Below are 25,307 nucleotides of genomic sequence, written 5' to 3' on the forward strand. Positions count from 1 at the left end.
ACCCATATCCGGGCACGACACGGACATGGACGACATCACCGGCGGAATCCTCAAACTCACCGACGACCTCGCCCTCACCAGAATGGGCTACGGCGCGATGCGCCTGACGGGACCGGGCATCTGGGGCCCGCCCAAGGACCCGGCGGAGGCGATCCGGGTCCTGCGAACCGTCGCCGACCTGGGCCTGCTCCACATCGACACCAGCGACTACTACGGCCCTTACGTGGTGAACGACCTGATCCGCGAAGCCCTGTACCCCTACCCTTCTGGCCTGCGCATCGTGACCAAGGTCGGCGCGCGGCGGGGCGACGACAGGTCCTGGTTCCCCGCGATGACCGAGCCGGAACTGATCGAGGCCGTGTACGACAACCTCAAGCGCCTCGACGTGGAACAGCTCGACGTGGTCAACCTGCGTATGCACGACACCAGCGACCCGACGATCCCCTTCAGCGTGCTGACCGCCCTCCAGGACGAGGGCCTGATCGCCCACCTGGGCGTCAGCAACGTCACCGAGGACCAGTTGCTGATCTGCCGGGGAATCGCCCCCGTGGTCTGCGTCCAGAACGAGTACAACCTGGTCAACCGTGGCGACGACGCCCTGGTCGACATCTGCGCCGAGAACGGGATCGCCTACGTGCCGTTCTTCCCGCTGGGCGGCTTCTCCCCGTTGCAGTCGGAGATCCTCGACGAGGTGGCTCAGGACTTGGGCGCTACACGTCAGCAGACGGCGCTGGCCTGGCTCCTCCAACGTTCCCCGACGATCTGTGTGATCCCGGGAACCTCATCGGTCGCCCACCTGAAGGAGAACGTCGCAGCATCTGGAATCAGATTCTCCGAAATCGCGTCCCAAAGACTCAATGCCCTATAACAAATAATCTCTGCTTTTCTTGGTTCACCACTTGGAACGTGGAGAACCTCCGAGCCAACGGCGCAGGGTCCGCGGAATCGGAAACGGCGATCTCAAGGAATCGCAAAGTTGGAATCTCGGCAAATGGACTGACATCTCTGATCACACCTGGCCCCGAAATTGTCACTCGTTCCAGCAATCTCAGCCCGGCCAACCGTCGGACATCGATGACCGACGACTCATGGATCGTCAGTTCTCTAAGATCAGGGAAACGCTCTACCCCGTGGAGACTCTGCAAGCTTCGGTCAGCACTCAAAGAGTCGACGCTGGGCGCCGAGAGACCATAGAGGTCCAGATCGCGGAAACCTTGAAGGTGAAGCGCACGGAGTTGCGGCAAACGGGCCTGCACCACACGAAAAACGCTGTAATGACCAGTATGAAGCGACAATCCGACGATTCCCGCGTCGTTCAAAGGTGTGAGATCCAAAAGGCCGGCAATCCCCCACAATTCCAGCCTCTCCAGATTTGGCATGTTCCGGAAGGCCGACAGCCATCCCCGCGTTACTTCCGGGTCGTAATGCCAGGGAACCTCGATCTTGGTACATGAGGACATGGACAATGGCGAGAGATCGATTTCTCTTCTGGGGAGTCTGAGCAGGTTCAGGGTCGCCAGTCTGGGCAGGTCGCGAAGAAACCCCAGGTGCCCGATCGATTGAAGATCGACAGTGAGCTGCTCGATATCCGTCAGATGAGCCAGCGCGGGCACCATTTCCTGTCGCGTGAGCTCGAAATTCCTCGAACTCAGAGCAGTCCCCCGGATGACTTTCCGAGCGAACTCCGCCACGTCAAAGTGCCCCCAGGCCCTGATCAGCTCCTGTTGCACTTCAGGCGAAGGATGGTTCTTGAATCTGACGATGATGTCGAGAGCCCGATCCGTACCGAACTCCGCTGCTGCGCGGATAGTGGCGACGACCTGTCTCTGCGTTGTCGGGTTGGAGACGGCCAACTGCTCCAGAGCCCAGTCTCCAGCGCCGGAGATCGCCCTAGCAGTGCTGATGGTTCGTGGAGGGAACAACTCCTTGGCGCGGTTCCGGATGTCATCCCACAAGCCTGGTGACAACTCCGACGAGGTCTCCAGACATGCCACAGCCAGCAAACGAAGCTCATCGGTGTGTTCACCACCGTCGGAACGGTCGAGGATGCCGTGCAGCAACTGTTCTCTGAGCGGCGGGAAGGCATGCCCGGCGGCCATGACGATGATCTCTCGCCACTGATCCTCATGGGCATGCCTGATCAGCAGGCCGATGTCATTCTGCGCAACCGCTTCAAGCGCCGCCAGGTCCTCCTGGAATGTCCTGTGCACGAAACCCACCCGGCCCACAACCGGTTCGCGTAGCAGCCCGCTGCGTTCTAATAGGTGCCAGTAGATCTGGTCCGCTGACATGCTGGGCAGGTCCGCCAGCAAGGGCATTTTTTGCCGGATGCGCTCGATGACCTCTTCCCTTGGCGCGTCTGACTTGCCGTTCCGGACCAGCCAGTAGGCGATGTCGCGTAAGAACAACATTTTCACGGTTTTCGACAAGACCATGTCGATGACCAACCCTTGGTCGGCCCCGCGACGTTCAAGCAACATGTCCAACGCGACGTCGTAGAGTTCCATCCGGTTGCCGGGGAGTCTCCCATTTCGGTCGCGATTGAGAGCACACAACAAAGCACAAAGCAGCGGTGAACTCGCGATCAACCGCAGATGTCCGCGCCGAGAGATCGATTCGGCCAGGTCTTCGCCGAGGGCGAGCAGGGCGCTCTTCTCGTCAGCGGACACCACGCCCGCGGCTACAGCCTCATGCCAGTGCCCGACGCACTCTCGAATGACCGGCGGGGACATCGGCTGAAGTTCATATGACACGAACTCCTCTGTGGCCAGCCATCCAGAACCGACCGCGCCCGGCCGAGAAGTGACGACATACCGGGCCCTGGGAAACGCATGGATGAGTTCCTGCACCCACGTGTGGGCGTCGCGTCGGCGGCCCTCTGGAAGTTCGTCAACGCCATCGATGAGCAAAATTGCATTGCCCGCACGCAACTGGCGCTGCACCCAACCATCGGGCATCTCGTCAGCGATGTGCCGCCCAACTTGGTCGAGGAAGTCAGACGGCGCAGGCAGGCGCTGGTCGACATATTGCCGTAGCGGAATCGAAAACGGAACGCAGCCCCGCAAATCAGCCATGCCCGGGGGCAGGTCCTTCAGGGCCGCCCGAACAGCGGTCCAACGCAACAACGTAGTTTTGCCGCCGCCCGCGGCACCTCGAATGAGGAGACGCCGCTGAGCACCGATGATTTCCTCGGTCGAGCGCTCGTCATTCTCGATCTCGCTGGACAGGGTCAGTTCCACATAGGCAAGCCGCAGCGGATACCGGCGGCTGGTCTCGCTGAGAGTTGCCCCGAACAGTTCCATATGGTCCAGCGCCAGCCCGACCTGACGTCGGTAGTCCAGTTCGAAATCGATCTGTGGAGCCTCGGGCAGTCGCGCCAGCACGGTCTCAAGTTGTTCGATGATCGCCGTGTCCCGGCGCAGCAACTCGGTTAGCACCCCAGGCTGGAAGGTCGGCAGAGCCCTCGCCGTCTGAACAAGGTAGGCGCAACACTCCTTCCGTACCCGCAGATAGAAAGCCTGGCCCCGCTCCGTGAGGTCGCGGGAGAGGTCGGGCAGGTGCCGGTCGAGATAGCGAGCGTCGAGGTCTGCGGCGAACAGGTCGTCGTCGGTGAAGGCTGCCTGCTCGAAGGTGTCCCTGACCAGGTCGAGAGCGGAAAGCATCTCATTCTCCGGTAGAGACCCGATCTCCCCCGCCACGAAGGGTTCGATCTTCAAAGCCACAGTCTCCGCCATGCGCTCCGCCAGTCGACGGGTCGCCCGCTGCTGGGCGAGCCCACTGGCCTTCGTACTCAGGGCATTGATGCCGTTCTCGGCCGCTGCCGCAGCTAGCGCCCGGTCCCCCAGCCATAGCTTCATCGCGCTCTGGACAACCGCAGTACCAAGGGAGATCGCCGCAACCTCTAAGCCGCCCATGCCGGAATGCTATGACTCGGCGATCACGTCGAGCGCCCGGGCCAGGTCGTCCGGATAGTCGGAGGTGAAGGTGACCCACTCCCCCGACGAGGGATGCTCGAAGGCCAGCGTCTTCGCGTGAAGCCACTGCCGCCCCAGCCCCAGACGGGCCGATAGCGTCGGGTCGGCCCCATATTGCAGGTCTCCCACGCAGGGATGCCGCAGCGTCGACATGTGCACGCGGATCTGGTGCGTACGCCCCGTCTCCAGGCGGATGTCGAGCAGGGAAGCGGCCCGGAACGCCTCAAGGGTGTCGTAGTGGGTGACGGAGTCCTTGCCGCCGGCCACGACAGCCCATCGCCCGTCCCCGGAGGGATGCCGGTCGATGGGGGCGTCGACGGTCCCGCGCAGCGGGTCCATGTGCCCCTGGACCAGAGCGTGATACCGCTTCTCCACGGTCCGCTCCTTGAAGGCCCGCTTCATCAGCGTGTAGGCCCGCTCACTCTTCGCCACGACCATGCACCCGGTCGTGTTGGCGTCGAGCCGGTGCACGATCCCCTGACGCTCAGCGGCCCCGCTCGTGGAGACGCGCCGCCCCGTGCCGAGCAACCCGCCGATGACGGTGGGGCCCGTCCACCCGACAGAAGGATGGGCCGCCACCCCGATGGGCTTGTTGACGACGATGATGTCGTCGTCCTCGTAGATGATCGTCATTCCGGGAACCGGCTCGGCCACCGGCATGGGAGCCGAGGCGGGCGCGGGGATGGTCACATCCAGCCACGACCCGGCGGTCACCCGATCCGACTTGGCGGCCGGCGACCCGTCGACCAGGACGTCCCCGTCGAAGATGAGCTCGGCGGCCCGGGTGCGGGAGAAGCCGAAGAGACGAGCGAGAGCGGCGTCGAGCCGCTCTCCCTCAAGTCCGTCGGGTACGGGCAGGGAGCGCTGGTCAGCCATTCGAGACCACGCCCTCACGCGTACCGTCGATCTGGTAGCCCCGCCAGGCCAGGAACACCGCGAGGATCCCTCCGCAGACGATCGCGGAGTCGGCCACGTTGAAGATCGGGAACCCCGTCGCGGGGAACACCTGGACGAAGTCGACCACGTGTCCCTGGAACGGCGCCGGCGACCGGAAAATACGGTCGGTCAGGTTCCCCAGGGCGCCGCCGAGAAGAAGCCCCAGGTCGATGGCCCAGGGCAACGACCGCAGCTGCCGAGCGGTCCGGATGATCGCCACGATCACGACCGCGGCGATGATCGTGAATACGATCGTCATCCCGGTCCCGATGGAGAACGCCGCCCCGGGGTTCCGGATGACGTTGAACTCCAGCACCCCCGGGATCAGCACCGTCGGCAACTGGTCTTCGAGGTGCTCGACCACCAGATACTTGGTGATCAGGTCGAAGATGTAGATGAGCACGGCCACGGCGGCCAGGAGTTTGATCCGCCGCGCCCGCGTCGCCTCATCCTGCGTCAGCGGCGTTCCTCCCGCTGCTTGCACGCTACGCACAGCGTCGCCCTCGGGAACGCCTGCAGACGTTCCTTCCCGATCGGCCGTTGGCACGATTCGCACACCCCATATGTTCCTGCGTCGATGCGGACGATCGCCCGCTCGTTCTGCGCGAGCAGGTCGCGCGCATTCAGGGTAAGGGCGATCTCACGTTCGCGCTCATAGGTCTTGGCGCCGGCGTCGGCCGGATCGTCGCCTGCGCCCTCGGAAGAGTTGCCGAGCGCGAGGGAAGCCTCGGCCCGGGAGATGTCGCCCTGAAGTTCCTCGATCTCGGTCAGCAACCGATCGCGGACAGCGGCGATCTCGTCGGCGGACCAGACGTCTTCAGTGACGGCAGGTTTGGCCGCGCGCGTGGCCATAGGGCCTCCCAAGTGCAGTGTTTTGCAAGTCCGGGCATCGTAGGTATGCGGTGACAAGATCGGCAATCGACGCGCCGACGCTTTTACGCCATCCGTACCGGACGGCTCGGTCCTCCCTGTTTGCCGCATACCTCCGCGCCGAGATGTGGATTCAACACCACCGCCTCGCCGCGTGTTCCGCGCTCCCTACCCCGTTATCGGGAAGCCAGCACCCGGTCGCTGCGTTATCTTTGGGAATTGCACGGCAATGATGGGGACGAGTACTCACGCCCCCCTCGCACGAGCGACCCGGGGACGGTGGAAGCCCGGGGCGAGGCGCGTGGAGAAGATCACCCCGGAGCCGCCGGAAGAACCGCGAAAGCCCAGTAGATCCGGCCGCACAGCACGAAAAGAGAGGGTCTCCCCAGGAGGCCAAGGAGGGTGGTACCGCGGGACCCGCGAAAGGTCTCGTCCCTCTACGCCATTGTCCGATGAGCGTGGAGGATCCGTGTCCAGCCACCAGTTCCAACCGCTGCCCGCGCAGGTCGACCTGCCGCGCCTCGAGCACGAGGTGCTCGCGCGCTGGCGCGACGGCAAAGTCTTCGAACGTTCGCTCGAACAGAACGCCACCGGGCCGTCCTGGGTCTTCTACGAGGGCCCCCCGACGGCCAACGGCATGCCCGGCGTCCACCACGTCGAGGCGCGCGTGTTCAAGGACGTCTTCCCCCGCTACAAGTCGATGAACGGCTACCACGTGCCGCGCAAGGCGGGCTGGGACTGCCACGGCCTGCCCGTCGAGGTGGCGGTCGAGAAGGAACTCGGTCTGTCGGGCAAGCCCCAGATCGAGGCCTACGGCATCGCTGAGTTCAACGCCCGCTGCCGCGAGTCGGTGCTGCGCCACGTCGACGCGTTCGAAGAGATGACCGAGCGGATGGGCTACTGGGTCGACATGTCCCAGGCCTACCGCACGATGGACCCGGCCTACGTCGAGGCCGTCTGGTGGTCGCTCAAGGTCGTCTTCGACAAGGGCCTGCTGTTCCGCGACTTCCGGATCACCCCTTACTGCCCGCGCTGCGGCACCGGCCTGTCCGACCACGAGCTGGGCCAGCCCGGCGGCTACGAGACCGTTTCCAGCCCTTCGGTGTACGTCAGGATGCCGGTCACCTCGGGCCGCTTCGAGGGCGCGGATCTGCTCATCTGGACGACCACCCCGTGGACCCTCGTGTCGAACACCGCCGTGGCGGTGCACCCCGAGGTCACCTACGTGGTCGCGGAGAAGGACGGCGAGAAGCCCGTCATCGTGGCCGAGCCGCTGGTCGGCCAGGCCCTCGGCGAGGGCTGGTCGGTCCGCGAGTCCTTCCTCGGCACGGACCTGGAGCACACCCCGTACCAGCGCCCCTTCGACCTGGTCGACATCCCCGGCGCCCACTTCGTGGTGCTCGGTGACTACGTCACCGTCGAAGACGGCTCGGGCCTGGTGCACCAGGCGCCCGCGTTCGGCGCCGACGACATGCAGGTCTGCAAGAGGTACGGCCTGCCCGTGGTCAACCCGATCGGCCCCGACGGCCGGTTCCTCGACGACGTCCCGCAGGTCGGCGGCCAGTTCTTCAAGGACGCCGACGAGGGTCTCACGGCCGACCTCCGCGAACGCGGCCTGCTTTTCCGTGGCAGCCACTTCGAGCACAGCTACCCGCACTGCTGGCGCTGCCACACGCCGCTGCTCTACTACGCGCTCCCCTCCTGGTACATCCGGACCACCGAGATCAAGCAGCGCCTGCTGGAGGAGAACGAGGGCACCAACTGGTTCCCCGACACGATCAAGAACGGCCGCTACGGCGAGTGGCTCCGCAACAACGTCGACTGGGCGCTGTCCCGGTCGCGTTACTGGGGCACCCCGCTGCCGCTGTGGATCTGTGACGAAGACCACGTCACCTGCGTCGGCTCGCTGAAGGAGCTGGGCGAGAAGGCCGGCCAGGAGCTGTCGGCCCTCGACCCCCACCGCCCCTTCGTCGACGACGTGACCTTCCCGTGCGGCGACTGCGGCGGCGAGGCGCGGCGCGTCCCCGACGTCATCGACGTCTGGTACGACTCGGGCGCCATGCCCTTCGCCCAGTGGGGTGCGCCCCACGTCAACAAGGAGGTCTTCGAGGCGGCCTACCCGGGCCAGTTCATCGCCGAGGCCATCGACCAGACGCGCGGCTGGTTCTACTCGATGATGACCGTCGGGACCCTGGTCTTCGACAAGTCGGCGTACGAGAACGTGCTCTGCCTCGGTCTCATCCTGGCCGAAGACGGCCGCAAGATGAGCAAGCACCTGGGCAACGTCCTGCGCCCGATGCCCCTGATGGACCAGCACGGCGCCGACTCCCTGCGCTGGTACATGGCCACCAGCGGTTCCCCGTGGTCCCCTCGCCGGATCAGCCACGGCGCCCTGGAGGAGATCGTCCGCAAGGTCCTGCTGACCTACTGGAACACGGCCTCCTTCTTCACCCTGTACGCCAACGCGTCCAACTGGACCCCCGGCGCGGCCCCGGCCGACCGGCCGCTGATCGACAGATGGGCCCTGGCGGAGCTCAGCCGCACGGTGACCGAGGTGACGGCCGCCCTCGACGTCTTCGACACCTCCCGCGCCGGCCGCCGCGTGACGGAGTTCCTGGACGACCTCTCCAACTGGTACGTCCGCCGCTCCCGCCGCCGCTTCTGGAAGGGCGAGGAGTCGGCCTTCGCCACCCTGTACGAATGCCTGGAGACCGTCACCCGCCTGATGGCCCCCCTGGTCCCCTTCACCACCGACTACGTCTGGGACGCCCTGCGCACCCCCGACGCCCCCGCGTCGGTCCACCTGGCGACGTGGCCGACGGTCGACGAGGCCAACGTCGACCCGGCGCTGTCGGAGCAGATGGGCCTGGTCCGCCGCCTGGTCGAACTGGGCCGCTCGGCCCGCGCGTCGTCGTCGGTCAAGACCCGCCAGCCGCTGGGCCGCGCCCTGGTCGGCGCTCCGGGCTGGTCGGCGCTGTCGGGCGAACTCCGCGACCTGATCGCCGACGAGCTCAACGTGCTGGCACTGGAAGACATGTCGGGCTTCTCCGCCGACCTGGTGACCTTCACCGTGAAGCCCAACTTCCGGGCCCTGGGCAAGCGCTTCGGCTCCCAGACCAAACTGGTCGCCGCGGCGGTCTCGGCCGCCGACCCGGCGACCCTGGCCCGAGCGATCCGCGAGGGCGGCACGGCGACCCTGGAAGCCGGCGAACTCGGCGAGGTCACCGTCGGCGGCGACGACCTCATCATCACCGAGCAGCCCAAGTCGGGCTGGGCGGTGGAGACGGGCGCCGTCGACACCGGCACCGGCGAGACGATCGCCCTCGACCTGGCCATGACCGACGAACTCCGCCGGGCGGGCCTGGTCCGCGAGGTCATCCGCCTGGTTCAGGACGCCCGCAAGTCGACCGGCCTGTCCATCACCGACCGCATCGACCTGTGGTGGTCGACCGACGCCCCCGACCTGGCCACCGCCCTGCGCGAGGGCGGCTCACTGGTGGCCGAGGAGGTCCTGGCGACCTCGTTCAGCGAGGGCGCGGCAGACGGCCCCCAGACCCACGAGGACAACGACCTCGGCCTGAGGTTCCAGCTCCGCAAGGCCTGAGCAGGGGACGGGCCCGGCGGAGACATCTCCGCCGGGCCCATCTTTTTTCACCGGATGGGTCTATCGCCCGGATCCCGGGGCAGACGTCTCTGTGGGGCGTTGCATGGGATGAAAAGGCCCGGCGGATTCGATCCGCCGGGCCTTTCTCATGCTCTCCCCCGGCCCGCCGCCTCTCTTCGGGGCGTCGCATGGACGAAAGAGGCCCGGTGGACTTGATCCACCGGGCCTCTTCGTTGAAGGTTTCAGGACTTGTCGCACACCGTGCAGGGCGTCAGCCCCGCCTCTTCGGCGGCCGGCAATGACATGGTCTCGATGCCGTCTTCCTCACCCTTGATCAGCGGGCACTCGGGCGAGTGGTAGCGCTTGGTGCCCTCCATGACCTTGACCATGGGCGGCGGCAGCTTGCGCTCGACGGTGTCACCGTCACGGTCCTCGCCGTCTTCGCCCTCTTCCACGGCGACCTCTTCCACGTAGGTCTCTTCGACCTCGGCCTCTTCCGCGGCGGCGGGGGCCGGCGCGGGCGCGCGCTCAGCAGCGGCCGCGGCCCGGGAGAAGGCGTTCCAGGAGGACGAGGCCTCGGGGATCGCGATGGCGGGCTTGGTGGAAGTGGTGGGCTCGGGCTGGTCGGTCTCGGCCTGGAGAGCCTCGGAGGCCTCGGGCTCCGGAGAGTCGGGCTCGGCGGGCTTGTCCTTCTTGGGCGAGGGCTCCGGAACAGCGTCTTCGGGATCGGCGGGCTTCATCGTCTCGGAAGCCGCCGCGAAGGAGGGAACCGCGCTCTTGGGCTCGGCCTTCGCATAAGGGTTGGCCCTGGTGGCGGACTCGGCCTTGGCCGCGGGTTCCGCGGGGCGCACGGACTCGGGCCAGCCGCCCGACGACGTGGGCCGGGCTTCGGACCGGCTCGACGCGACCGGTTCCGGCCATCCGGTCGAAGACGGTTCGGCGCGGAAGACGGCGGTGGACTCGCCGGACTCCAGCGACGGAGCTGCGGCCGGGACGGCCGGGGAGACGACGGCCGGGGCGACAGGAGGGGTGGAGGCGGCCGGAGGCACCGGTCCGGCGCGCCCGGGGGTGTCGGCCGGCTCCACCCTCGCTTCCTGGACCGTGGTGGCCCAGGTGTCGTCTGTGACTGCGTCGACGACGCAGGTGGTGCAGGGCGTGAAGCCCTCTTCCCTGGCTTCCTCGACCGTCAGTTCCTCGGTCTCGCGGCCGACGAGCTGCCGGCAGCCGGAGCGGTGGAACCTCTTGCGGCCGGGGATGACCAGGACGATCGAATCGGGCCCCAGCCCGGGGGCGGGCATCGGGGCGGACACGGTCGGGTTGGGCGGATAGGCAGGGGAAACCGTGGGCGGCACCGGCGGCATGGGAGCCATGACCGTCGGAGCGCCGTAGACCGGCATTCCGGCGTGGGCCATCTGCGGCATCAGCTGCGGAGCGATGGCGGCCTGATGGGCCTCGACAGCGGCCCGGCCCCCAGCGGGGAACAGCTCGTGACGCCTCAGCAGCGCCCCGATCAGCAGGCAGACCGCGCTCAGCACGCTGATCACGATCGACCACATCACGAGGAATGCCATCCCGAGCACGACACCGGCGATCAGTAGCACGATCGCCGCGAGAACAAGGGCGGCACTGACAAGGATCACGGGGGGCTAGCCTTCCGAACTACCTGAACGCGTGCGAGGAGCGATAACCCTAGCGGCGGTCGCCGTGAGAGCCGTCGGGGGCGGGGAAGCCTCCGGTGTGCTGCTCAGTGGCGAACGGGTTGGGGACGGCCTGGATCTGCGGACCGGGCGCGACGGCGTGAGCCATCTGCGGCTGGCCCTGCTGACCCTGCTGCATGGCTGGATTTCCGACGATCGGGAATCCACCGCTGCCTTCGGCCTGGACGTTCAGCTCGGCGAGCTGGTTCTCCAGGTAGAGCTTCAGGCGGCTGCGGTATTCGCGCTCGAAGCTGCGCAGTTCGTCGACCTTGCGCTCGAGCTCGTCGCGGGTCTGCACCAGCGAGCCCATGGCCTGGCGGTGACGCTCCTGAGCGTCACGCTCCAAAGTCTCGGCACGGGCACGCGCGTCGCCGATGACCTGCTCGGCCTGACGACGGGCCTTGCCGAGAACCTCGTCGGCCTCACGGCGGGCGCGGGTGACGGTCTCGTCGGCTTCACGACGGGCGTCGGCGATCGCCTGGTCGGCGGTCTGCTGAGCCAGCGCGAGCACGCGGGCCGCGGTGTCCATGTTGTCTTCAGCCGGAGGAAGGCTCATGACGGGGACGGGCTCGGGACGCACCGGCTCGGGCTGGCGCATCGGCTCGGAGATCATGTCATTCTTCTGATCACCGATGGGGGCGGGGGCCATCTGCATGCCGCCCATGGCCATGCCGCCGGGGACCTTGCCCCGGAGACACTCGGCCAGCTTGGCGCGCAGCTCCTCGTTCTCCTGAATGAGGCGGTCGAGCTCTGCCTCGACCTCGTCGAGGAAAGCGTCCACCTCTTCCTCGTCGTAGCCCGGCCTCAACCGGGTGGTACTGAACTGCTTGTTCCGCACGTCGGCGGGCGTCAGCGGCATTTGGGTCTCCTTGGCGCGCTTGGAGTCTGTCCGGAGGGACGGTACCCGATCAACGAAGCGCGGACACGACTTGGATCAAGACCAAGACCACAATGAACAGCACTGTGAAGCTTAGGTCAAAGGCCACCGTACCCAACCTGAGGGGAGGAATGAAACGGCGGAGAAACTTGAGAGGTGGGTCGGTGGCGGTGTATGTGGCCTCCGCCAGAACCAGCACCGGGCCCTTGGGCCTCCAGGCCCGGGCGAATGCCTGGACCGTCTCGAAGATCATCCGTCCGATCAGCAGCACCAGATATAGGGCCAGGACAGCGACCAAGATCTCACTAACGATCCCCACGGTCGAGCCTCGCCTCCGTCCGGGTCTGCTTCCTCCGGGCGTTCAGGCCGCCGGGGAGCCGCTCACTGTTCATACACGGAACTCTAGCTCTGGTTGAAGAAACCGCGTTCCGCGATCCGTGCCTTGTCCTCAGCCGTCACCTCGACATTGGCCGGGGACAACAGGAACACCTTGTTGGTAACACGTTCAATGCTGCCGTGTAGGCCAAAAATCAGACCTGCCGCAAAATCGACGAGTCGTTTCGCGTCACTGTCAACCATTTCGGTCAAATTCATGATCACCGGGGTGCCTTCACGGAAGTGCTCCCCGATCGTCCGCGCCTCGTTGTAGGTGCGGGGATGGAGCGTGGTAATTCGCGCCAGATCGGTCGTACGCCGCTCAATGACGGCCGCCGAGGGTCGCGGCGCCGGGACGGGGGAATCGTCGCTCCCATCGCGGCCCTGGGTGCCCTGCGGGTTGAAGTCGCCAGGGATGTCGTAGTCGTCGCCGAACTCGTCGGCGTACTCGCGGTATCGGTCGTAACGGTCGTCGTCCTCCACGAGACCGAGGTAGACCGCCATCTTGCGCATCGCGCCGGCCATCGCTCCGTCGTCCTCCGTCTACCGTGCCCAAGGCTGAAGGTCCGTGGCGGATCCCTGCCTGTTCGTTGAGGCAAAATTCAGGCTCGAGCCACGGCCGTCCTTCGGCCGTCCGCATCTCTCGCTCTGGCGAACCGCTGATCGTACCTACTTGTTACTCGGGGGACATTACCTGACGAAGGGCTTCCGGCGGCCGAGCAACGCCGTACCGACTCGCAGGTGTGTCGCGCCGTTCGATATCGCTTGGGGCAGATCGCCGCTCATGCCCGCCGAAATGATGTTCGCGTGCTGATGATCTTTTTGTACGGCTTGCGCCACCCCGTACAACCGGGCGAACGCGGGGTCCGGGTCCTCCCCCAGCGGAGCGACCCCCATGACCCCCCGCAATTCCACACCGGGCAACCCGGCGATCGAAGAGGCGAGCGGCAGGACGTCGGCCGGGAGCGTGCCACCCCGGTCGGGGCGGCCGTCGAGGGAGACCTGGATGAGGCAGCCGATCTCGCGCCCGGCGCGGACGGCCTCACGGGACAGCGCCTCGGCGAGGCGGAGCCGGTCGACGCCGTGGACGACATCGGCGTAGGCGACGACGGACCGGGCCTTGTTGGTCTGCACCTGGCCGATGAAGTGCCAGGTCAGCGCCAGATCAGCGCATTCGGCGGCCTTGACGGCGGCCTCCTGGTCGCGGTTCTCCCCCACGTCGGCGACGCCGAGCCCGGCCAGCAGCCGGACGTCGGAGGCGGGGTAGGTCTTGGTGACCGCGATGAGCGTGATTTCGGAGCGGGACCGGCCTGCGGCGGCGCACGCGTCGGTGATGCGGCGTTCGACCTCGGCCAGCCCCGCCGCGATCTCCTCACCCCGGGGGGAGGGTGCGGCGTGGGTCATGGATGAGCGGTTACTTCAGGAAGTCGGGCACGTCGAGTTCGTCTTCCTGCTCTTCGAAGACGACCGGACGGCGCGGCACGGGCTGGGTGACCTTCGAGGTGATCGGGGTCGGCGGCTCGGTCGGGCGCGGGATCGCGAACGGGCCGGTGCCCGAGGCGCTCTGCTGCTCGGGCCGGGACTCGGCCGACTCGCGGCCGAAGTGACCGGTCGACACGCTGCCCTCACGCTCGGACTGCACCGGGGCCGGAGCCTGGGCGGCCTGCTGGGCGGGCTGGTGCGCCGGGGCGACCGGCGGCGAGACCGGAGCGGAGACCGGGCGGATCGGCTGCGCCTGCTGGGCCGGAGCCGGGCGCGGGGCCGGAGCCTCGACGCGCTGCTCGGGCTTCGGCTTGGGCGACGGCGCCACGAACGACGACAGACCCGGACGCTCCCGCGTCGGCTGCCCGGTCGGCGAGGACACGGAGGCCGGGCGGGCCGCGGCCGCCGGAGCGGCGGGCTGCGGGCGGGTGGACTGCTGCGGCAGCGGCTCGCTGCGGACCGGCTCCGGCTCGTCGAAGCCGGCGGCGATGACCGTCACGCGGACCTCGTCGCCGAGGGCGTCGTCGATGACCGTACCGAAGATGATGTTGGCGTCGGGCGCGGCGGCGTTGGAGACGAGCTGCGCGGCCTCGTTGATCTCGAACAGGCCCAGGTCGGAGCCGCCCGCGATCGACAGCAGCACACCGTGGGCGCCGTCGATGCTGGCCTCCAGCAGCGGGCTGGACACGGCCATCTCGGCCGCGGCGACCGAGCGGTCGTCGCCGCGCGCGTGGCCGATGCCCATGAGGGCCGAGCCGGCGCCCGACATGACCGACTTCACGTCGGCGAAGTCGAGGTTGATCAGACCCGGCGTGGTGATGAGGTCGGTGATTCCCTGCACACCCGACAGCAGGACCTGGTCGGCCGCCTTGAACGCGTCGAGCACGCTCACCTGGCGGTCGGAGATCGAGAGCAGCCGGTCGTTCGGAATGACGATGAGCGTGTCCACCTCAGCGCGGAGATTCTCTATTCCCGCTTCAGCCTGCATCGCGCGCCGCTTCCCTTCGAAGCTAAACGGCCGCGTGACGACTCCTATAGTCAAAGCACCGAGCGATCGTGCGATGTTGGCCACGACGGGTGCGCCACCGGTTCCGGTGCCGCCGCCCTCACCTGCGGTGACGAACACCATGTCGGCGCCCTTGATGACCTCTTCGATCTCCTCGCGGTGATCTTCGGCCGCTTTGCGGCCCACCTCGGGGTTCGCGCCGGCGCCGAGGCCGCGGGTGAGCTCCCGGCCGACGTCGAGCTTGACGTCGGCGTCACTCATGAGCAGCGCCTGGGCGTCGGTGTTGATGGCGATGAACTCGACGCCCTTGAGTCCCTCCTCGATCATCCGGTTGACGGCGTTGACTCCGCCGCCGCCGATTCCAACGACTTTGATGACCGCGAGGTAGTTCTGCGGTGCTGCCACGACGAGGGGCCTTTCCGCTCGCTTACATATGTCCGTCACGGGCGGGTGCCCGCACTAGCCAAGTCTCACCCTCAAGTTGAGATTTAGAGTTATGTCAACCTGAGGATTGATACGGACAGTAGGGTTGCGCCCCGCCAGGGTCAACTCACCGCGCCGCAACCGGCCCGGCGTGTCGTGAACGCGGCTCCTCAGCGGACGGTGACGACTTCCGGAGAGCTCACGTCGAAGGTCTCGGCCCGCTGGTTGAGCAGCCCGAGAAGGATACGGGTCTTGTCGGCCGCGCGTTCGGGCCCGCCGAAGATCACCGTCCGGCCGTCGGACAGCAGCAGGGTCACCGAGTCGGCCTTCTTGGCCTGCACCTCGTGGACCTTCCGCAGCAGGTGCTCGGGCAGCACGCCGAGAACGCTCAGCGCGGCGAGCACCGCCGGGTCCTGCGGGTCGAGCTGCGGCAGCCGGACCACCGGCAGCCGGGGCGGGGCGACCGCGACGATGTCGAGCACCACCCCGAACCGGTCGACCACGGCCGACTTGCCGTTCATCGGCACCGAGGCCAGCGCGGTGCGTTCGCGGATCGTGATCGTGATCGTGCCGGGCCAGACCCGTTCGACCCTGGCCGACTCGACCTCGGTCACGGCGGCCACCCGGCGGCGGACCGCCTCGAGGTCGACCGTGGCCATCGGGGTGTCGGGGGACAGCGCGGCGGCCCGCTCGATCTGATCGGACGGCAGCGCCAGCACGCCCTCGACCACGATCTCCTTGACGCCCAGCACCGGCGACAGGAACACCAGCCAGCCCGAGACCGCCAGCGTGCCGCCGGTGATCAGGGCGGCGCTGGCGAAGCGCCAGATGCCCGGCCGTTTGCGGGTCGCCCGCTCGGGTGCGGGCGACCTGTCGGCGAGCGCCGGAACCTCAGCCGTGGTCACCGGGCCCGCAGCTCCGCGACGATGCGGGGGCCGAGCTCGGTGACGTCGCCCGCGCCCATGGTCAGCACGATGTCGCCGGGACGGGCCCGGTCGGCGACCAGCGCGGGGACGGCCCCCCGGTCGGGCGCGTAGGCCACGTTGCCGGCCGGGAGGGTGACCTTCCCGGCCACCAGCGCGCCGGAGACGCCGGGCTCGGGGTCTTCGCGGGCGCCGTACACATCCAGGACGATCGCCTCGTCGGCCAGGCCGAGCGCGGCGCCGAACTCGTCGGCGAAGAAGCGGGTGCGGGAGTAGAGATGGGGCTGGAAGACCGCGATGACCCGGCCCGCCCCGGCCACCACGTCGCGGGCGGCGCGCAGGTCGGCGGCCAGCTCGGTCGGGTGGTGGGCGTAGCTGTCGTAGACGGTGACGCCACCGCCCTCGCCCTTGGCCTCGAACCGGCGCTTGGCCCCGGTAAAGGCGGCCAGGCCGTCTCTGACCTCGTCGAACGACAGGCCGAGGTCGAGTGCGACCGCGATGACGGCGGTGGCGTTGAGGGCGTTGTGGCGGCCGGGCACCGACAGGCGGACCGCGCCGTGGCCCTTCAGGGTGAACTCCAGGCCGAGACCGCGCGGCACCACGTCGGAGATGCGCAGGTCGGCCTCTTCGCCCTCGCCGTAGGTGACGACCTTCAGGCCGCGGGCGTGGGCGATCGGGATCAGCACGGCGGCGCCCGGGTCGTCGGAGCAGAGCACGACCGTCTCGCCGATGCGCTCGACGAAACGGGCGAAGCTGTCGTAGACGGCCTGCGGGTCGCCGTAGTTGTCGAGGTGGTCGGCCTCGACGTTGGTGATCACGGCGATGCGCGGGGCGAGCATCAGGAACGAGCCGTCGCTCTCGTCGGCCTCGGCGACGAACGCCGCCCCGGCGCCCTCGTCGGCCCCCAGGCCGGTGGTGACGAGCTGGCCGCCGACGCAGTAGGACGGGTCGGCCCCGCACTTCTGCAGCGCCACGGTCAGCATCGAGGTCGTGGTCGTCTTGCCGTGGGTGCCCGCGATGGCCACCCCGGTCTTGCCCGTCATGACGGCGGCGAGCGCGGCGGCGCGCGGGATGATCCGCACGTTCTGCCGCAGCGCCTCCCCCAGCTCGGGGTTGGAGTCGCGGATCGCGGTGGAGACCACGACGGTGTTGACGTCGCGGATGTGCGAGGCGGCGTGGCCGACGTGGACGGTCGCGCCCAGCTCGCGCAGCTCGCTCAGCTGGTCGGAGCTGCGGGCGTCGCTGCCCGACACGGCCACCCCGCGCTTGAGCAGGATGCGGGCGATGCCGGACATGCCGGACCCGCCGATGCCGATGAAGTGGACCCGTCCGAGTTCCTCGGCGGGGATGGGCTCAACCAGTTTGACCAGACTCATCGGGCTGCGATCTCCAGAACCTTGCGGGCGAGCGTCACGTCGGCGTCCTTGCGTCCCATCCGGGCGGCGGCCTCCGACATGGCCGCTATCCGGTTCGGGTCGTGCAGGAGGGGCGCGAGCGTGCGCATGATCCAGTCGGGGGAGAGCTCGGCGTCTTCCACCATCAGGCCGCCGCCCGCGCGCACGATCGGCTCGGCGTTCAGGCGCTGCTCGCCGTTGCCGTGCGGCAGCGGCACATAGGCGGCCGGCAGGCCCACGGCGGACAGCTCGGCGCAGGTCATCGCGCCGCTGCGGCACAGCACGAGGTCGGCGGCGGCGTAGGCCAGGTCCATGCGGTCGACGTAGGGCAGGATGACGTATTGCGGGTCGCCGGGCGGGGGCTCGACCTCGACGGTGTTCTTCGGGCCGATCACGTGGATCACCTGGATCCCGGCGCGGCGGAGGTAGGGCTCGGCGTTGAGGGCCGAGTTGTTGATCGAGCGGGCCCCCTGCGAGCCGCCGAACACCAGCAGCGTCGGACGGTCGCTCTCGAGCCCGAAGTAAGAGCGCGCCTTGTCGCCCAGCGAGAACCGGTCGAGCGTGGAGACGTCCTTGCGCAGCGGGATGCCGACGTATTCGGCGCCCGGCAGCGGGGTGTCGGGGTGGCCGGTGAAGACGTGGCTGGTCAGGCGGGCGCCGAGGCGGTTGGCGAGGCCGGGCTTCGGGTTCGCCTCGTGCACCACGATCGGCACGCCCTTGCGGCGCGCGCCCAGGTAGCCGGGGGTGGCGACGTAGCCGCCGAAGCCGACCAGGATGTCGGCCCGCACCTGCTCCAGGATGTTCCCGGCGGCGCTGATCGCGCCCGCGAGCCGCCCCGGCACGGTGAGGAGCTGGGGGGTCAGCGCGCGGGGCAGGGGAACCGCGGGCACGAGCGCGAGCTCGTAACCCCGGGCCGGGACCAGTCGCGTCTCCAGGCCGCGTTCGGTGCCGAGGCAGGTGATGCCGATCGACGGGTCGAACTGGCGGAGCGCGTCGGCCAGCGCCAGCGCCGGCTCGATGTGGCCGGCCGTCCCGCCGCCGGCGAGGACAACCCTCATGTCTCTCCCTAGTCGTGCTTTGGACCGTTGCGCTCGTGGATCTGCCCCAAAATAAGGCGGTCAGGACTTGAGGCCAAGCCAGCTTAGAGCCCGCGCGGCCGGTCCGGGGCCCCGCGCGGCCAAGGCCTCGGCGGCGCCCGGCTCGCGTTTGGCGAACGACAGCAACATGCCGAGCGCGGCCAGGGTCGGCAACAGCGCCGACCCGCCGTAGGACAGCAGTGGCAGCGGGATTCCGGTGATGGGCAGCGCGCCGATGACCGCGCCGATGTTCACGATCGCCTGCCCGCCGATCCAGGCCGTGCAGGCCGCCGCGGCCAGGCGGACGAACGAGTCCTTGGTCCGGACGGCGATGCGCAGCCCGGCGTAGCAGAGCAGGCCGAACAGCACGAGCACGGTGAGCGTGCCCATGAGGCCGAGCTCCTCGCCGATGATCGCGAAGATGAAGTCACTCTCGGCGTGGGGCAGCCAGTCCCACTTCTGCCGCGACGACCCGAGGCCCAGCCCGAACCAGCCGCCCGACCCCATCGCGATCTGCCCCTGGACGGCCTGGAAGCCGGTCGTCTGGGCGTTGGCCCACGGGTCGAGCCAGCCGTCGATTCGGTCAGACCTGTATCCCTCTGACGTGATCATGAAGACGGTGGCCATGGCGAGGAGTGCCATGATGCCGGCGAACAGGCGTACCGGAGCTCCCACCACCCACAGCAGCGCCAGGAAGATGATCATCAGCACCAGCGTGGTGCCGAGGTCGCGGCCGATCATGACGAGCACGGCCAGGATGGCGACGCCGGGCATCAGCGGGATCAGCAGGTGGCGCCACTCGATCCTGCCGTTGCGCGCCTTGCGGGCGAGCAGGTCGGCGCCCCAGATCACCAGGGCCAGCTTGGCGGGCTCCGACGGCTGGATGGTCAGGCTGCCGATGTAGATCCAGCGCTGCGCGCCGAGCTCGGACGAGCCGATGAAGATCGTCATGACCAGGCCGATGATCGCCAGCGCCAGCAGTGGATATCCGGCCAGCCGGAAGAATCGCTGCGGGAGCCGGGAGCAGACGTACATCAGCGGCAGGCCGAGGGCGACCGACAGCGACTGCTTGAGGAACCAGTAGAACGGGTCGCCCATCATCTGCAGCGCCTCGATCGACGACGCCGACAGCACCATCATCAGGCCGAGCGCCAGCAGCAGGGCGCTGCAGCCGAGGATGAGGTAGTAGGAGGTGAGGGGACGGCTCAGCAGCTCACGCGCGGTGGCGAGCTGGGTCGCCGCCCACGACGGGCGGGCCTGGGCCTGGGTCTGCTCCTCCGTCACCGCGCCGGCGGTCACTGCGTTCCCAGGGTTGGTCCCGGGGTGGAATCCAGCTGGCGAACGGCGCGCGCGAAGGCGTCTCCCCTCGCGCCATAGTTGGCGAACAGGTCGAATGACGCTCCGGCGGGGGCCAGCAGCACGGTGTCACCCGGGGAGGCGAGCCGGGCGGCTTCGGTGACGACACGGTCCATGACCCCAGTGTCTTCCCCACCGACCTCCACAACGGGAACATCCGGCGCGTGTCGCGCGAGCGCCTCGGCGATCCTGGCCCGGTCGGCGCCCAGCAGCACCACGCCGCGCAGCCGCTTCGCGGACACCGCGACCAGCTCGTCGATGTCGGCGCCCTTGAGCTGTCCGCCGGCCACCCAGACGATCGACGTGTACGCCGCCAGCGACGCCCCCGCCGCGTGCGGGTTGGTGGCCTTGGAGTCGTCGACGTAGTCGACCCCCTTCACGGTCGCCACGTGGGCGATCCGGTGGGGGTCGGGGGTGAAGGCGGCCAGCCCCTCGCGCACCGCGCCGGCCGGCACGCCGTAGGCGCGGGCGAGCGCGGCGGCGGCCAGCGCGTTGGCGACGTTGTGGGGCGCGAACGGCTTCACGTCGCCCAGTTCGGCCAGCTCGACCGCGTTGCTGTGCGGGTCGTCGCAGAAGGCCCGGTCGACCAGCAGGTGCTCGACCACCCCGAGCTCACCCGGCCGGGGCACCTGGAGGGTGAAGCCGATCGCGTCGTAGGGCTCGGCGAGCCGGGTCGCCCACGGGTCGTCGGCGTTGTAGACGACCACGCCCGCGTTGGCGAAGATGCGGGCCTTCGCGGCGGCGTACTCCTCGAAGGAGCCGTGCCAGTCGATGTGGTCGGGCGCGACGTTGAGGATCGCGGCCGCCGCCGGGGCGACGCTCGACGACCAGTGGAGCTGGAAGCTCGACAGCTCCACGGCCAGCACAGTGGTGTCGCCCGGGTCGAGGACCGCCTCGATGATCGGGGTGCCGACGTTGCCGACCGCGAGGGGCCGTTCGCCGGCCTTCTCCAGGATGGAGGTCAGCATGCGGACCGCCGTCGTCTTGCCGTTGGTGCCGGTGAGGGCCAGCCACGGCGCGGCGCCCTCGTGGCGCAGCCGCCAGGCGAGCTCGACCTCGCCGATGACCTCGATCCCGGCCCGCGCGGCCTCGACCAGCAGCGGGTGGTCGGGACGCCAGCCCGGCGAGGTGACGACCAGCTCCACCTTGTCGGGCAGCTCGGTGGCCTTCTCGACCCCGAGGTTCGCGAGATCCTCGGGGAGCGGCCGGTCGGACTGCTCGACCACGACGACCCGCTCGCCGCCCAGGGCCAGGCCGCGCGCGGCGGCGGTGCCCGAGACGCCCAGCCCGGCGACGACGACACGACTCACGTCTTGGGCATCCATTCCACGTAGAAGAGACCGAGCCCGGCCGCCGCGCAGAGCATGGCGATCAGCCAGAACCGCACCACGATCGTGGTCTCGGCCCAGCCCTTGAGCTCGAAGTGGTGCTGGAGGGGAGCCATCCGGAAGATGCGTTTCCTGGTCATCTTGAAGAACCCGACCTGGATGATCACCGACGCGGTGATGACGACGGTCAGGCCGGCCAGCAGCAGCAGCAGGAGCTGGGTGCGGGTGGTGATGGCCAGGCCGGCGATCACACCGCCGAGCGCCAGCGACCCGGTGTCACCCATGAAGATCTTCGCCGGCGGGGCGTTCCACCACAGGAAGCCGATCAGCCCGCCCAGCACCGCCGCCGCGACGACGGCCAGGTCGAGCGGGTCGCGCACGATGTAGCAGTTGGGCCCCAGGATCGCCGTCGTGCAGCTGTTGCGGAGCTGCCAGTTGCCGATCAGCACGTACGACGCCAGCACCACCCCCGTCGCTCCGGAGGCGAGGCCGTCGAGGCCGTCGGTCAGGTTCACCGCGTTGGAGAACCCGACGATCATGATGAGCACCCACACGATGAAGCCGATGAGCCCGATCGACGGGCCGAAGTCGCGCAGGAACGACAGGCGGGTCTCGGCGGGGGTGACCGCGTAGGAGTTGGGGAAACGCACCACGAGGATCGCGAAGACGACGCCGACGACGAGCTGGCCGAGGGCCTTGGCGCCCGACCGCAGGCCCAGGCTGCGCTGCTTGTAGATCTTGATGAAGTCGTCGAGGAAGCCGACCACGCCCAGGCCCGTCATGAGGAACAGGACCAGCAGCGCGGAGGCGGTGGGGGGCGAGGGGTTGGCCGACAGCAGGGTGGCCAGGTGGGCGACGGCGTAGCCGAGGAGGGCGGCGATCACGATGACCGTGCCGCCCATGGTGGGCGTGCCCTTCTTGTCGTAATGGCCCTGAGGGCCCTCCTCGCGGATGTTCTGGCCGTAGCCGCGCCGCCCGAACAGCCGGATCGCCAGGGGGGTGCCGAGCATCGAGATGATGAGCGCGACCGCTGCGGCGACGATGATATCTCTCACCGGGCGTCACCCCCCAAGAGAGCTTCGGCGACCTTCTCCAGGCCGGCGGCCCTGGGTCCCTTGATCAGCACGACGTCTCCCGGTGCGAGTCGGCCACTCAGTTCGTTCACGGCCGCCGCGACGTCGGGGGCGTGGATCGCGCCGGGGGCGCCGGCGATGATCTGCCCGGCGTCCTCCCCCACGACCACCAGGGCCGCCAGACCGGCGGCGTCGGCCAGCCGTCCGACGCCCTCGTTCAGCGCGGGCGCGTCGTCGCCGAGCTCGCGCAGGGCGGCCACGACCGCGAACTTCCGGCGGTGGAGGCCCAGGGCGTGCATGGCGGCGAAGGCGGCGCGCATCGAGTCGGGGTTGGCGTTGTAGGCGTCGTTGATCACGGTCACGCCGTCGGCCCGGTCGGTGACCTCCATCCGCCAGCGGCTGCGCGGCTCGGCCAGCGACAGCTCCTCGGCGATGGCGGCCACCGGCAGCCCCAGCTCGTGGGCGGCCGCCGCGGCGGCCAGCGCGTTCTCCACCGCGTGGGCGCCGTGCAGGCGCAGCGCGACGTCGGCCTCACCCGACGGGGTGCGCAGGGTGAACCGGGCCCGGCCGCGGTCGTCGAGGGTCTCGTCGGTGGCGCGGACGTGCGCGCCGGCCTTGCGGCCGAAGTAGAGGACCCGCGCCGAGGTGCGCTTGCTCATCGCGGTGACCAGCGGGTCGTCGAGGTTCAGCACGGCCACGCCCGACGACGGCAGCGCCTCGGGCAGCTCGCCCTTGGCGGCCGCGATGGCCTCCTTGCCGCCGAACACGCCCAGGTGGGCGGTGCCGACGTTCAGCACGACCCCGATGGACGGCGGGGCGATTCCCGCCAGATAAGCGATATGTCCGGCGTTACGCGCGGACAGCTCCAGCACCAGGAACCGGGTGTCCTCATCGGCCTTGAGCACCGTGAGGGGGTGGCCGATCTCGTTGTTGTACGACCCCACCGGCGCCACCGTTGGACCGATCCTGGCCGTCAGCCGGGCCAGCAGGTCTTTGGTCGACGTCTTCCCGGCAGAACCGGTGACTCCGATGACGGTCGCCTTCGACAGGTCGGTGACCACGGCGTTCGCCAGCTTGGCCAGCGCCGCCACGACGTCGTCGACGATGACGGCCGGACCGTCGACCGGCCGGGAGGCCAGCACGGCGGTCGCGCCCGAGGCCAGGGCCTGAGCGGCGAAGTCGTGGCCGTCGGCCCGCTCACCCCTGATCGCGACGAACAGCGACCCCGGCTCGACGGCCCGCGAGTCGATCACGACCGGGCCTCTCACGACGGCGCCGGGGTCGGCCTGGCCCGAGAGGGCGCCCGACGTGATCTCTGCGACCCGGCCCAGCGGCAACGGGATCATGCGTTCCTCCTGCTGATGGCGGCGGCGACCACTTCACGGTCATCGAACGGGACGACCTCTCCCGCGAAGTACTGCCCCTGCTCATGGCCCTTCCCGGCCACGACGACGACGTCGCCCCGGCCGGCCCTGGAGATCGCCAGGTCGATGGCGGCGGCCCGGTCGGGCTCGACGATCACACGGGCACGATCTTCGCGCGGCACGGCCAGCGCGCCGTCGAGCATCGCGGCGATGATCGCGAGCGGGTCTTCGCTGCGGGGGTTGTCACTGGTGTAGACGGCCACGTCGGCCAGCCGCGCGGCGGCCTCGCCCATGAGGGCGCGCTTGCCGCTGTCGCGGTCGCCGCCACAGCCGAGGACGATCGTCAGAGTACCGTCGGTCACCTCGCGCAGGGCGCGGAGCACAGACTCGACGGCTCCAGGTTTGTGGGCGTAGTCGACGATGGCCTGGAACCCGTCGCCGCCGGACACCCGCTCCATCCGCCCCGGCACGCCCCGGAACCCGCTCACCCCGTGGACGGCGGTCTGCAGCGCCACCCCCGACTCCACGAGCGCCACCAGGGCGCCCAGGGTGTTGGCGATGTTGAAGGGCCCCGGCAGCCCGACGGCCACCTCGGCCTCGACCCCGCCGGGCCCGACGATCCGGAAGGTGCTCCCGTCGGCGCCCAGCCGGACGTCGGCCGCCCGCCACTCGGCGTCGGCCGCGCCCTCGGCGGAGAACGTGGTGACCGGGATCTTCACGGACCCGGCCAGCTCGCGGCCATGGGCGTCGTCGATGTTGATCACGCCGAGGCGGGAGAACTCCGGGGTGAACAGGCGGGCCTTGGCGGCGAAGTAGTCGTCGAAGTCGCGGTGGAAGTCGAGATGGTCCTGCGACAGGTTGGTGAAGATCGCGACATCGTAGAACAGACCCTCGACCCGGCCCAGCGCCAGCGCGTGGCTGGAGACCTCCATCGTCGCGGCGGTCACCTTCTGCTCGCGCATCAGCGCGAACAGGCCCTGCAGGTCGCTGGCCTCCGGGGTGGTCAGCTCGGGCGTCACGCTGATGTCGCCGGCGTGGATCTCGACGCCGCCGACCAGGCCGGTGCGGTGCCCCGCCGCGCGCAGCCCCGCCTCGATCAGGAACGTGGAGGTCGACTTGCCGCTGGTGCCGGTGATCCCGATGACGGGGATGTCGGCGGCCGGCTGACCGTAGACCCAGGCGGCGACCTGGCCGAGCACCTGACGCGGCTCCGCCAGCACGAACACCGGGAGACCGGTCTCGGCGGCCATCTCGGCGCCCTCGTGGTCGGTCAGGATCGCGCTGGCGCCCGCGCCCATGGCGGCCGAGCTGAAGGTGGCGCCGTGGGCGGTCTTGCCCTGGATCGCGACGTAGAGGTCGCCCCGGCGGACCCGGCGGGAGTCGATCGTGATCCCGGTGACCACGCCGCGTCCGGCCCCGGCGACCGACTGCACGCCGAGCAGGGCCGTCAGCCCGGAAAGCGGGCGCGGCGAAGTGGAGGACGGGCGCATCTGCTGGTCCGGGTGAGGCCGGGCGGTGCGGTCGGGCTCGTTCACGGCGAGAGCGTATC

Annotated in this window: 20 protein-coding genes; 2 read left to right on the forward strand and 18 right to left on the reverse strand. The window is 69.0% G+C overall.

The features are described from left to right. Positions 1–25 precede the first annotated feature (25 nt). Positions 26–868, forward strand: coding sequence for an oxidoreductase (locus AW272_RS07680; protein ID WP_066362141.1), 843 nt, complete (start codon positions 26–28; stop codon positions 866–868). On the opposite strand, the gene AW272_RS07685 is transcribed toward AW272_RS07680, so the two are convergent. From AW272_RS07685 to AW272_RS07700, 4 genes are read right to left on the reverse strand one after another with little or no spacing between them, the layout of a single operon-like run. Beyond that, positions 855–3,914, reverse strand: a complete 3,060-nt coding sequence (locus tag AW272_RS07685) for an NACHT domain-containing protein (RefSeq protein WP_066362142.1) — start codon at positions 3,912–3,914, stop codon at positions 855–857. The two genes, AW272_RS07680 and AW272_RS07685, sit on opposite strands and share 14 nt — an antisense overlap. Positions 3,915–3,923: 9 nt before the next feature. Beyond that, positions 3,924–4,850, reverse strand: a complete 927-nt coding sequence (locus tag AW272_RS07690) for an RluA family pseudouridine synthase (RefSeq protein WP_066362144.1) — start codon at positions 4,848–4,850, stop codon at positions 3,924–3,926. Continuing rightward, positions 4,843–5,403 carry a signal peptidase II gene (lspA, locus tag AW272_RS07695; protein WP_066362145.1) on the reverse strand — a complete coding sequence of 187 codons (561 nt, stop codon included), beginning with the start codon at positions 5,401–5,403 and terminating at the stop codon, positions 4,843–4,845. Before lspA ends, AW272_RS07690 begins: the two co-directional genes overlap by 8 nt. Then, positions 5,367–5,762, reverse strand: a complete 396-nt coding sequence (locus AW272_RS07700) for a TraR/DksA family transcriptional regulator (RefSeq protein ID WP_066362146.1) — start codon at positions 5,760–5,762, stop codon at positions 5,367–5,369. The genes lspA and AW272_RS07700 overlap by 37 nt, the downstream gene beginning before the upstream one ends. Before the next feature lie 487 nt (positions 5,763–6,249). Here AW272_RS07700 and ileS point away from each other — a divergent pair, with 487 nt between their 5' ends. Further along, positions 6,250–9,384: an isoleucine--tRNA ligase gene (ileS, locus tag AW272_RS07705; RefSeq protein WP_066362148.1), complete on the forward strand. Its 3,135-nt coding sequence runs from the start codon at positions 6,250–6,252 to the stop codon at positions 9,382–9,384. A gap of 242 nt (positions 9,385–9,626) precedes the next feature. Here the strand turns inward: ileS and AW272_RS07710 are convergent, their stop codons facing one another. From AW272_RS07710 to AW272_RS07775, 14 genes are all read right to left on the reverse strand, one after another. Next, positions 9,627–11,024, reverse strand: a complete 1,398-nt coding sequence (locus AW272_RS07710; RefSeq protein WP_066362149.1) for an ABC transporter permease — start codon at positions 11,022–11,024, stop codon at positions 9,627–9,629. Between the two features lie 49 nt (positions 11,025–11,073). After that, positions 11,074–11,940, reverse strand: coding sequence for a DivIVA domain-containing protein (locus tag AW272_RS07715; protein WP_066362151.1), 867 nt, complete (start codon positions 11,938–11,940; stop codon positions 11,074–11,076). A 49-nt stretch (positions 11,941–11,989) separates the two neighbouring features. Further along, entirely contained in the window at positions 11,990–12,277 is a 288-nt protein-coding gene (locus AW272_RS07720) for a YggT family protein (protein ID WP_066362152.1), read from the reverse strand. Between the two features lie 83 nt (positions 12,278–12,360). Beyond that, positions 12,361–12,858 (reverse strand): cell division protein SepF, encoded by a 498-nt coding sequence (locus tag AW272_RS07725; protein WP_066362153.1) that lies wholly within the window; start codon positions 12,856–12,858, stop codon positions 12,361–12,363. 165 nt (positions 12,859–13,023) lie between these two features. Further along, positions 13,024–13,737: a YggS family pyridoxal phosphate-dependent enzyme gene (locus AW272_RS07730; protein WP_066362156.1), complete on the reverse strand. Its 714-nt coding sequence runs from the start codon at positions 13,735–13,737 to the stop codon at positions 13,024–13,026. Between the two features lie 10 nt (positions 13,738–13,747). Beyond that, positions 13,748–15,226, reverse strand: coding sequence for a cell division protein FtsZ (ftsZ, locus tag AW272_RS07735; protein ID WP_066362157.1), 1,479 nt, complete (start codon positions 15,224–15,226; stop codon positions 13,748–13,750). Positions 15,227–15,414: 188 nt separating this feature from the next. Next, positions 15,415–16,149, reverse strand: a complete 735-nt coding sequence (locus AW272_RS07740; RefSeq protein WP_083958097.1) for a cell division protein FtsQ/DivIB — start codon at positions 16,147–16,149, stop codon at positions 15,415–15,417. Further along, entirely contained in the window at positions 16,146–17,543 is a 1,398-nt protein-coding gene (gene murC, locus AW272_RS07745) for a UDP-N-acetylmuramate--L-alanine ligase (protein WP_066362159.1), read from the reverse strand. Before murC ends, AW272_RS07740 begins: the two co-directional genes overlap by 4 nt. Next, the gene (gene murG / locus AW272_RS07750; RefSeq protein WP_066362160.1) at positions 17,540–18,619 is read right to left on the reverse strand and encodes an undecaprenyldiphospho-muramoylpentapeptide beta-N-acetylglucosaminyltransferase; all 1,080 of its coding nucleotides are present in this window, start codon (positions 18,617–18,619) and stop codon (positions 17,540–17,542) included. The genes murC and murG overlap by 4 nt, the downstream gene beginning before the upstream one ends. A 60-nt stretch (positions 18,620–18,679) precedes the next feature. Then, entirely contained in the window at positions 18,680–19,936 is a 1,257-nt protein-coding gene (gene ftsW, locus AW272_RS07755; RefSeq protein WP_157518427.1) for a putative lipid II flippase FtsW, read from the reverse strand. Beyond that, positions 19,933–21,318, reverse strand: coding sequence for a UDP-N-acetylmuramoyl-L-alanine--D-glutamate ligase (gene murD, locus AW272_RS07760; RefSeq protein WP_066362161.1), 1,386 nt, complete (start codon positions 21,316–21,318; stop codon positions 19,933–19,935). Before murD ends, ftsW begins: the two co-directional genes overlap by 4 nt. Next, positions 21,300–22,376 carry a phospho-N-acetylmuramoyl-pentapeptide-transferase gene (gene mraY / locus AW272_RS07765; protein WP_066362162.1) on the reverse strand — a complete coding sequence of 359 codons (1,077 nt, stop codon included), beginning with the start codon at positions 22,374–22,376 and terminating at the stop codon, positions 21,300–21,302. The genes murD and mraY overlap by 19 nt, the downstream gene beginning before the upstream one ends. Continuing rightward, entirely contained in the window at positions 22,373–23,740 is a 1,368-nt protein-coding gene (locus AW272_RS07770) for a UDP-N-acetylmuramoyl-tripeptide--D-alanyl-D-alanine ligase (protein WP_066362163.1), read from the reverse strand. Before AW272_RS07770 ends, mraY begins: the two co-directional genes overlap by 4 nt. Further along, entirely contained in the window at positions 23,737–25,248 is a 1,512-nt protein-coding gene (locus tag AW272_RS07775) for a UDP-N-acetylmuramoyl-L-alanyl-D-glutamate--2,6-diaminopimelate ligase (RefSeq protein ID WP_066362594.1), read from the reverse strand. The genes AW272_RS07770 and AW272_RS07775 overlap by 4 nt, the downstream gene beginning before the upstream one ends. Between the last annotated feature and the right edge of the window lie 59 nt (positions 25,249–25,307).

The organism is Herbidospora mongoliensis (genome assembly GCF_001570545.1).
GTDB lineage: Bacteria > Actinomycetota > Actinomycetes > Streptosporangiales > Streptosporangiaceae > Herbidospora > Herbidospora mongoliensis.

Excerpts from the sequence above, each read along its gene's own strand:
- AW272_RS07770 (WP_066362163.1), bottom strand. The coding sequence starts at position 23,740 with ATGATCCCGTTGCCGCTGGGCCGGGTCGCAGAGATCACGTCGGGCGCC.
- AW272_RS07685 (WP_066362142.1), bottom strand. The coding sequence starts at position 3,914 with ATGGGCGGCTTAGAGGTTGCGGCGATCTCCCTTGGTACTGCGGTTGTC.
- murD (WP_066362161.1), bottom strand. The coding sequence starts at position 21,318 with ATGGATGCCCAAGACGTGAGTCGTGTCGTCGTCGCCGGGCTGGGCGTC.
- murG (WP_066362160.1), bottom strand. The coding sequence starts at position 18,619 with ATGAGGGTTGTCCTCGCCGGCGGCGGGACGGCCGGCCACATCGAGCCG.
- AW272_RS07730 (WP_066362156.1), bottom strand. The coding sequence starts at position 13,737 with ATGACCCACGCCGCACCCTCCCCCCGGGGTGAGGAGATCGCGGCGGGG.
- AW272_RS07680 (WP_066362141.1), top strand. The coding sequence starts at position 26 with ATGGACGACATCACCGGCGGAATCCTCAAACTCACCGACGACCTCGCC.
- AW272_RS07700 (WP_066362146.1), bottom strand. The coding sequence starts at position 5,762 with ATGGCCACGCGCGCGGCCAAACCTGCCGTCACTGAAGACGTCTGGTCC.
- AW272_RS07725 (WP_066362153.1), bottom strand. The coding sequence starts at position 12,858 with ATGGCCGGCGCGATGCGCAAGATGGCGGTCTACCTCGGTCTCGTGGAG.
- AW272_RS07690 (WP_066362144.1), bottom strand. The coding sequence starts at position 4,850 with ATGGCTGACCAGCGCTCCCTGCCCGTACCCGACGGACTTGAGGGAGAG.
- AW272_RS07775 (WP_066362594.1), bottom strand. The coding sequence starts at position 25,248 with ATGCGCCCGTCCTCCACTTCGCCGCGCCCGCTTTCCGGGCTGACGGCC.
- murC (WP_066362159.1), bottom strand. The coding sequence starts at position 17,543 with ATGAGTCTGGTCAAACTGGTTGAGCCCATCCCCGCCGAGGAACTCGGA.
- AW272_RS07715 (WP_066362151.1), bottom strand. The coding sequence starts at position 11,940 with ATGCCGCTGACGCCCGCCGACGTGCGGAACAAGCAGTTCAGTACCACC.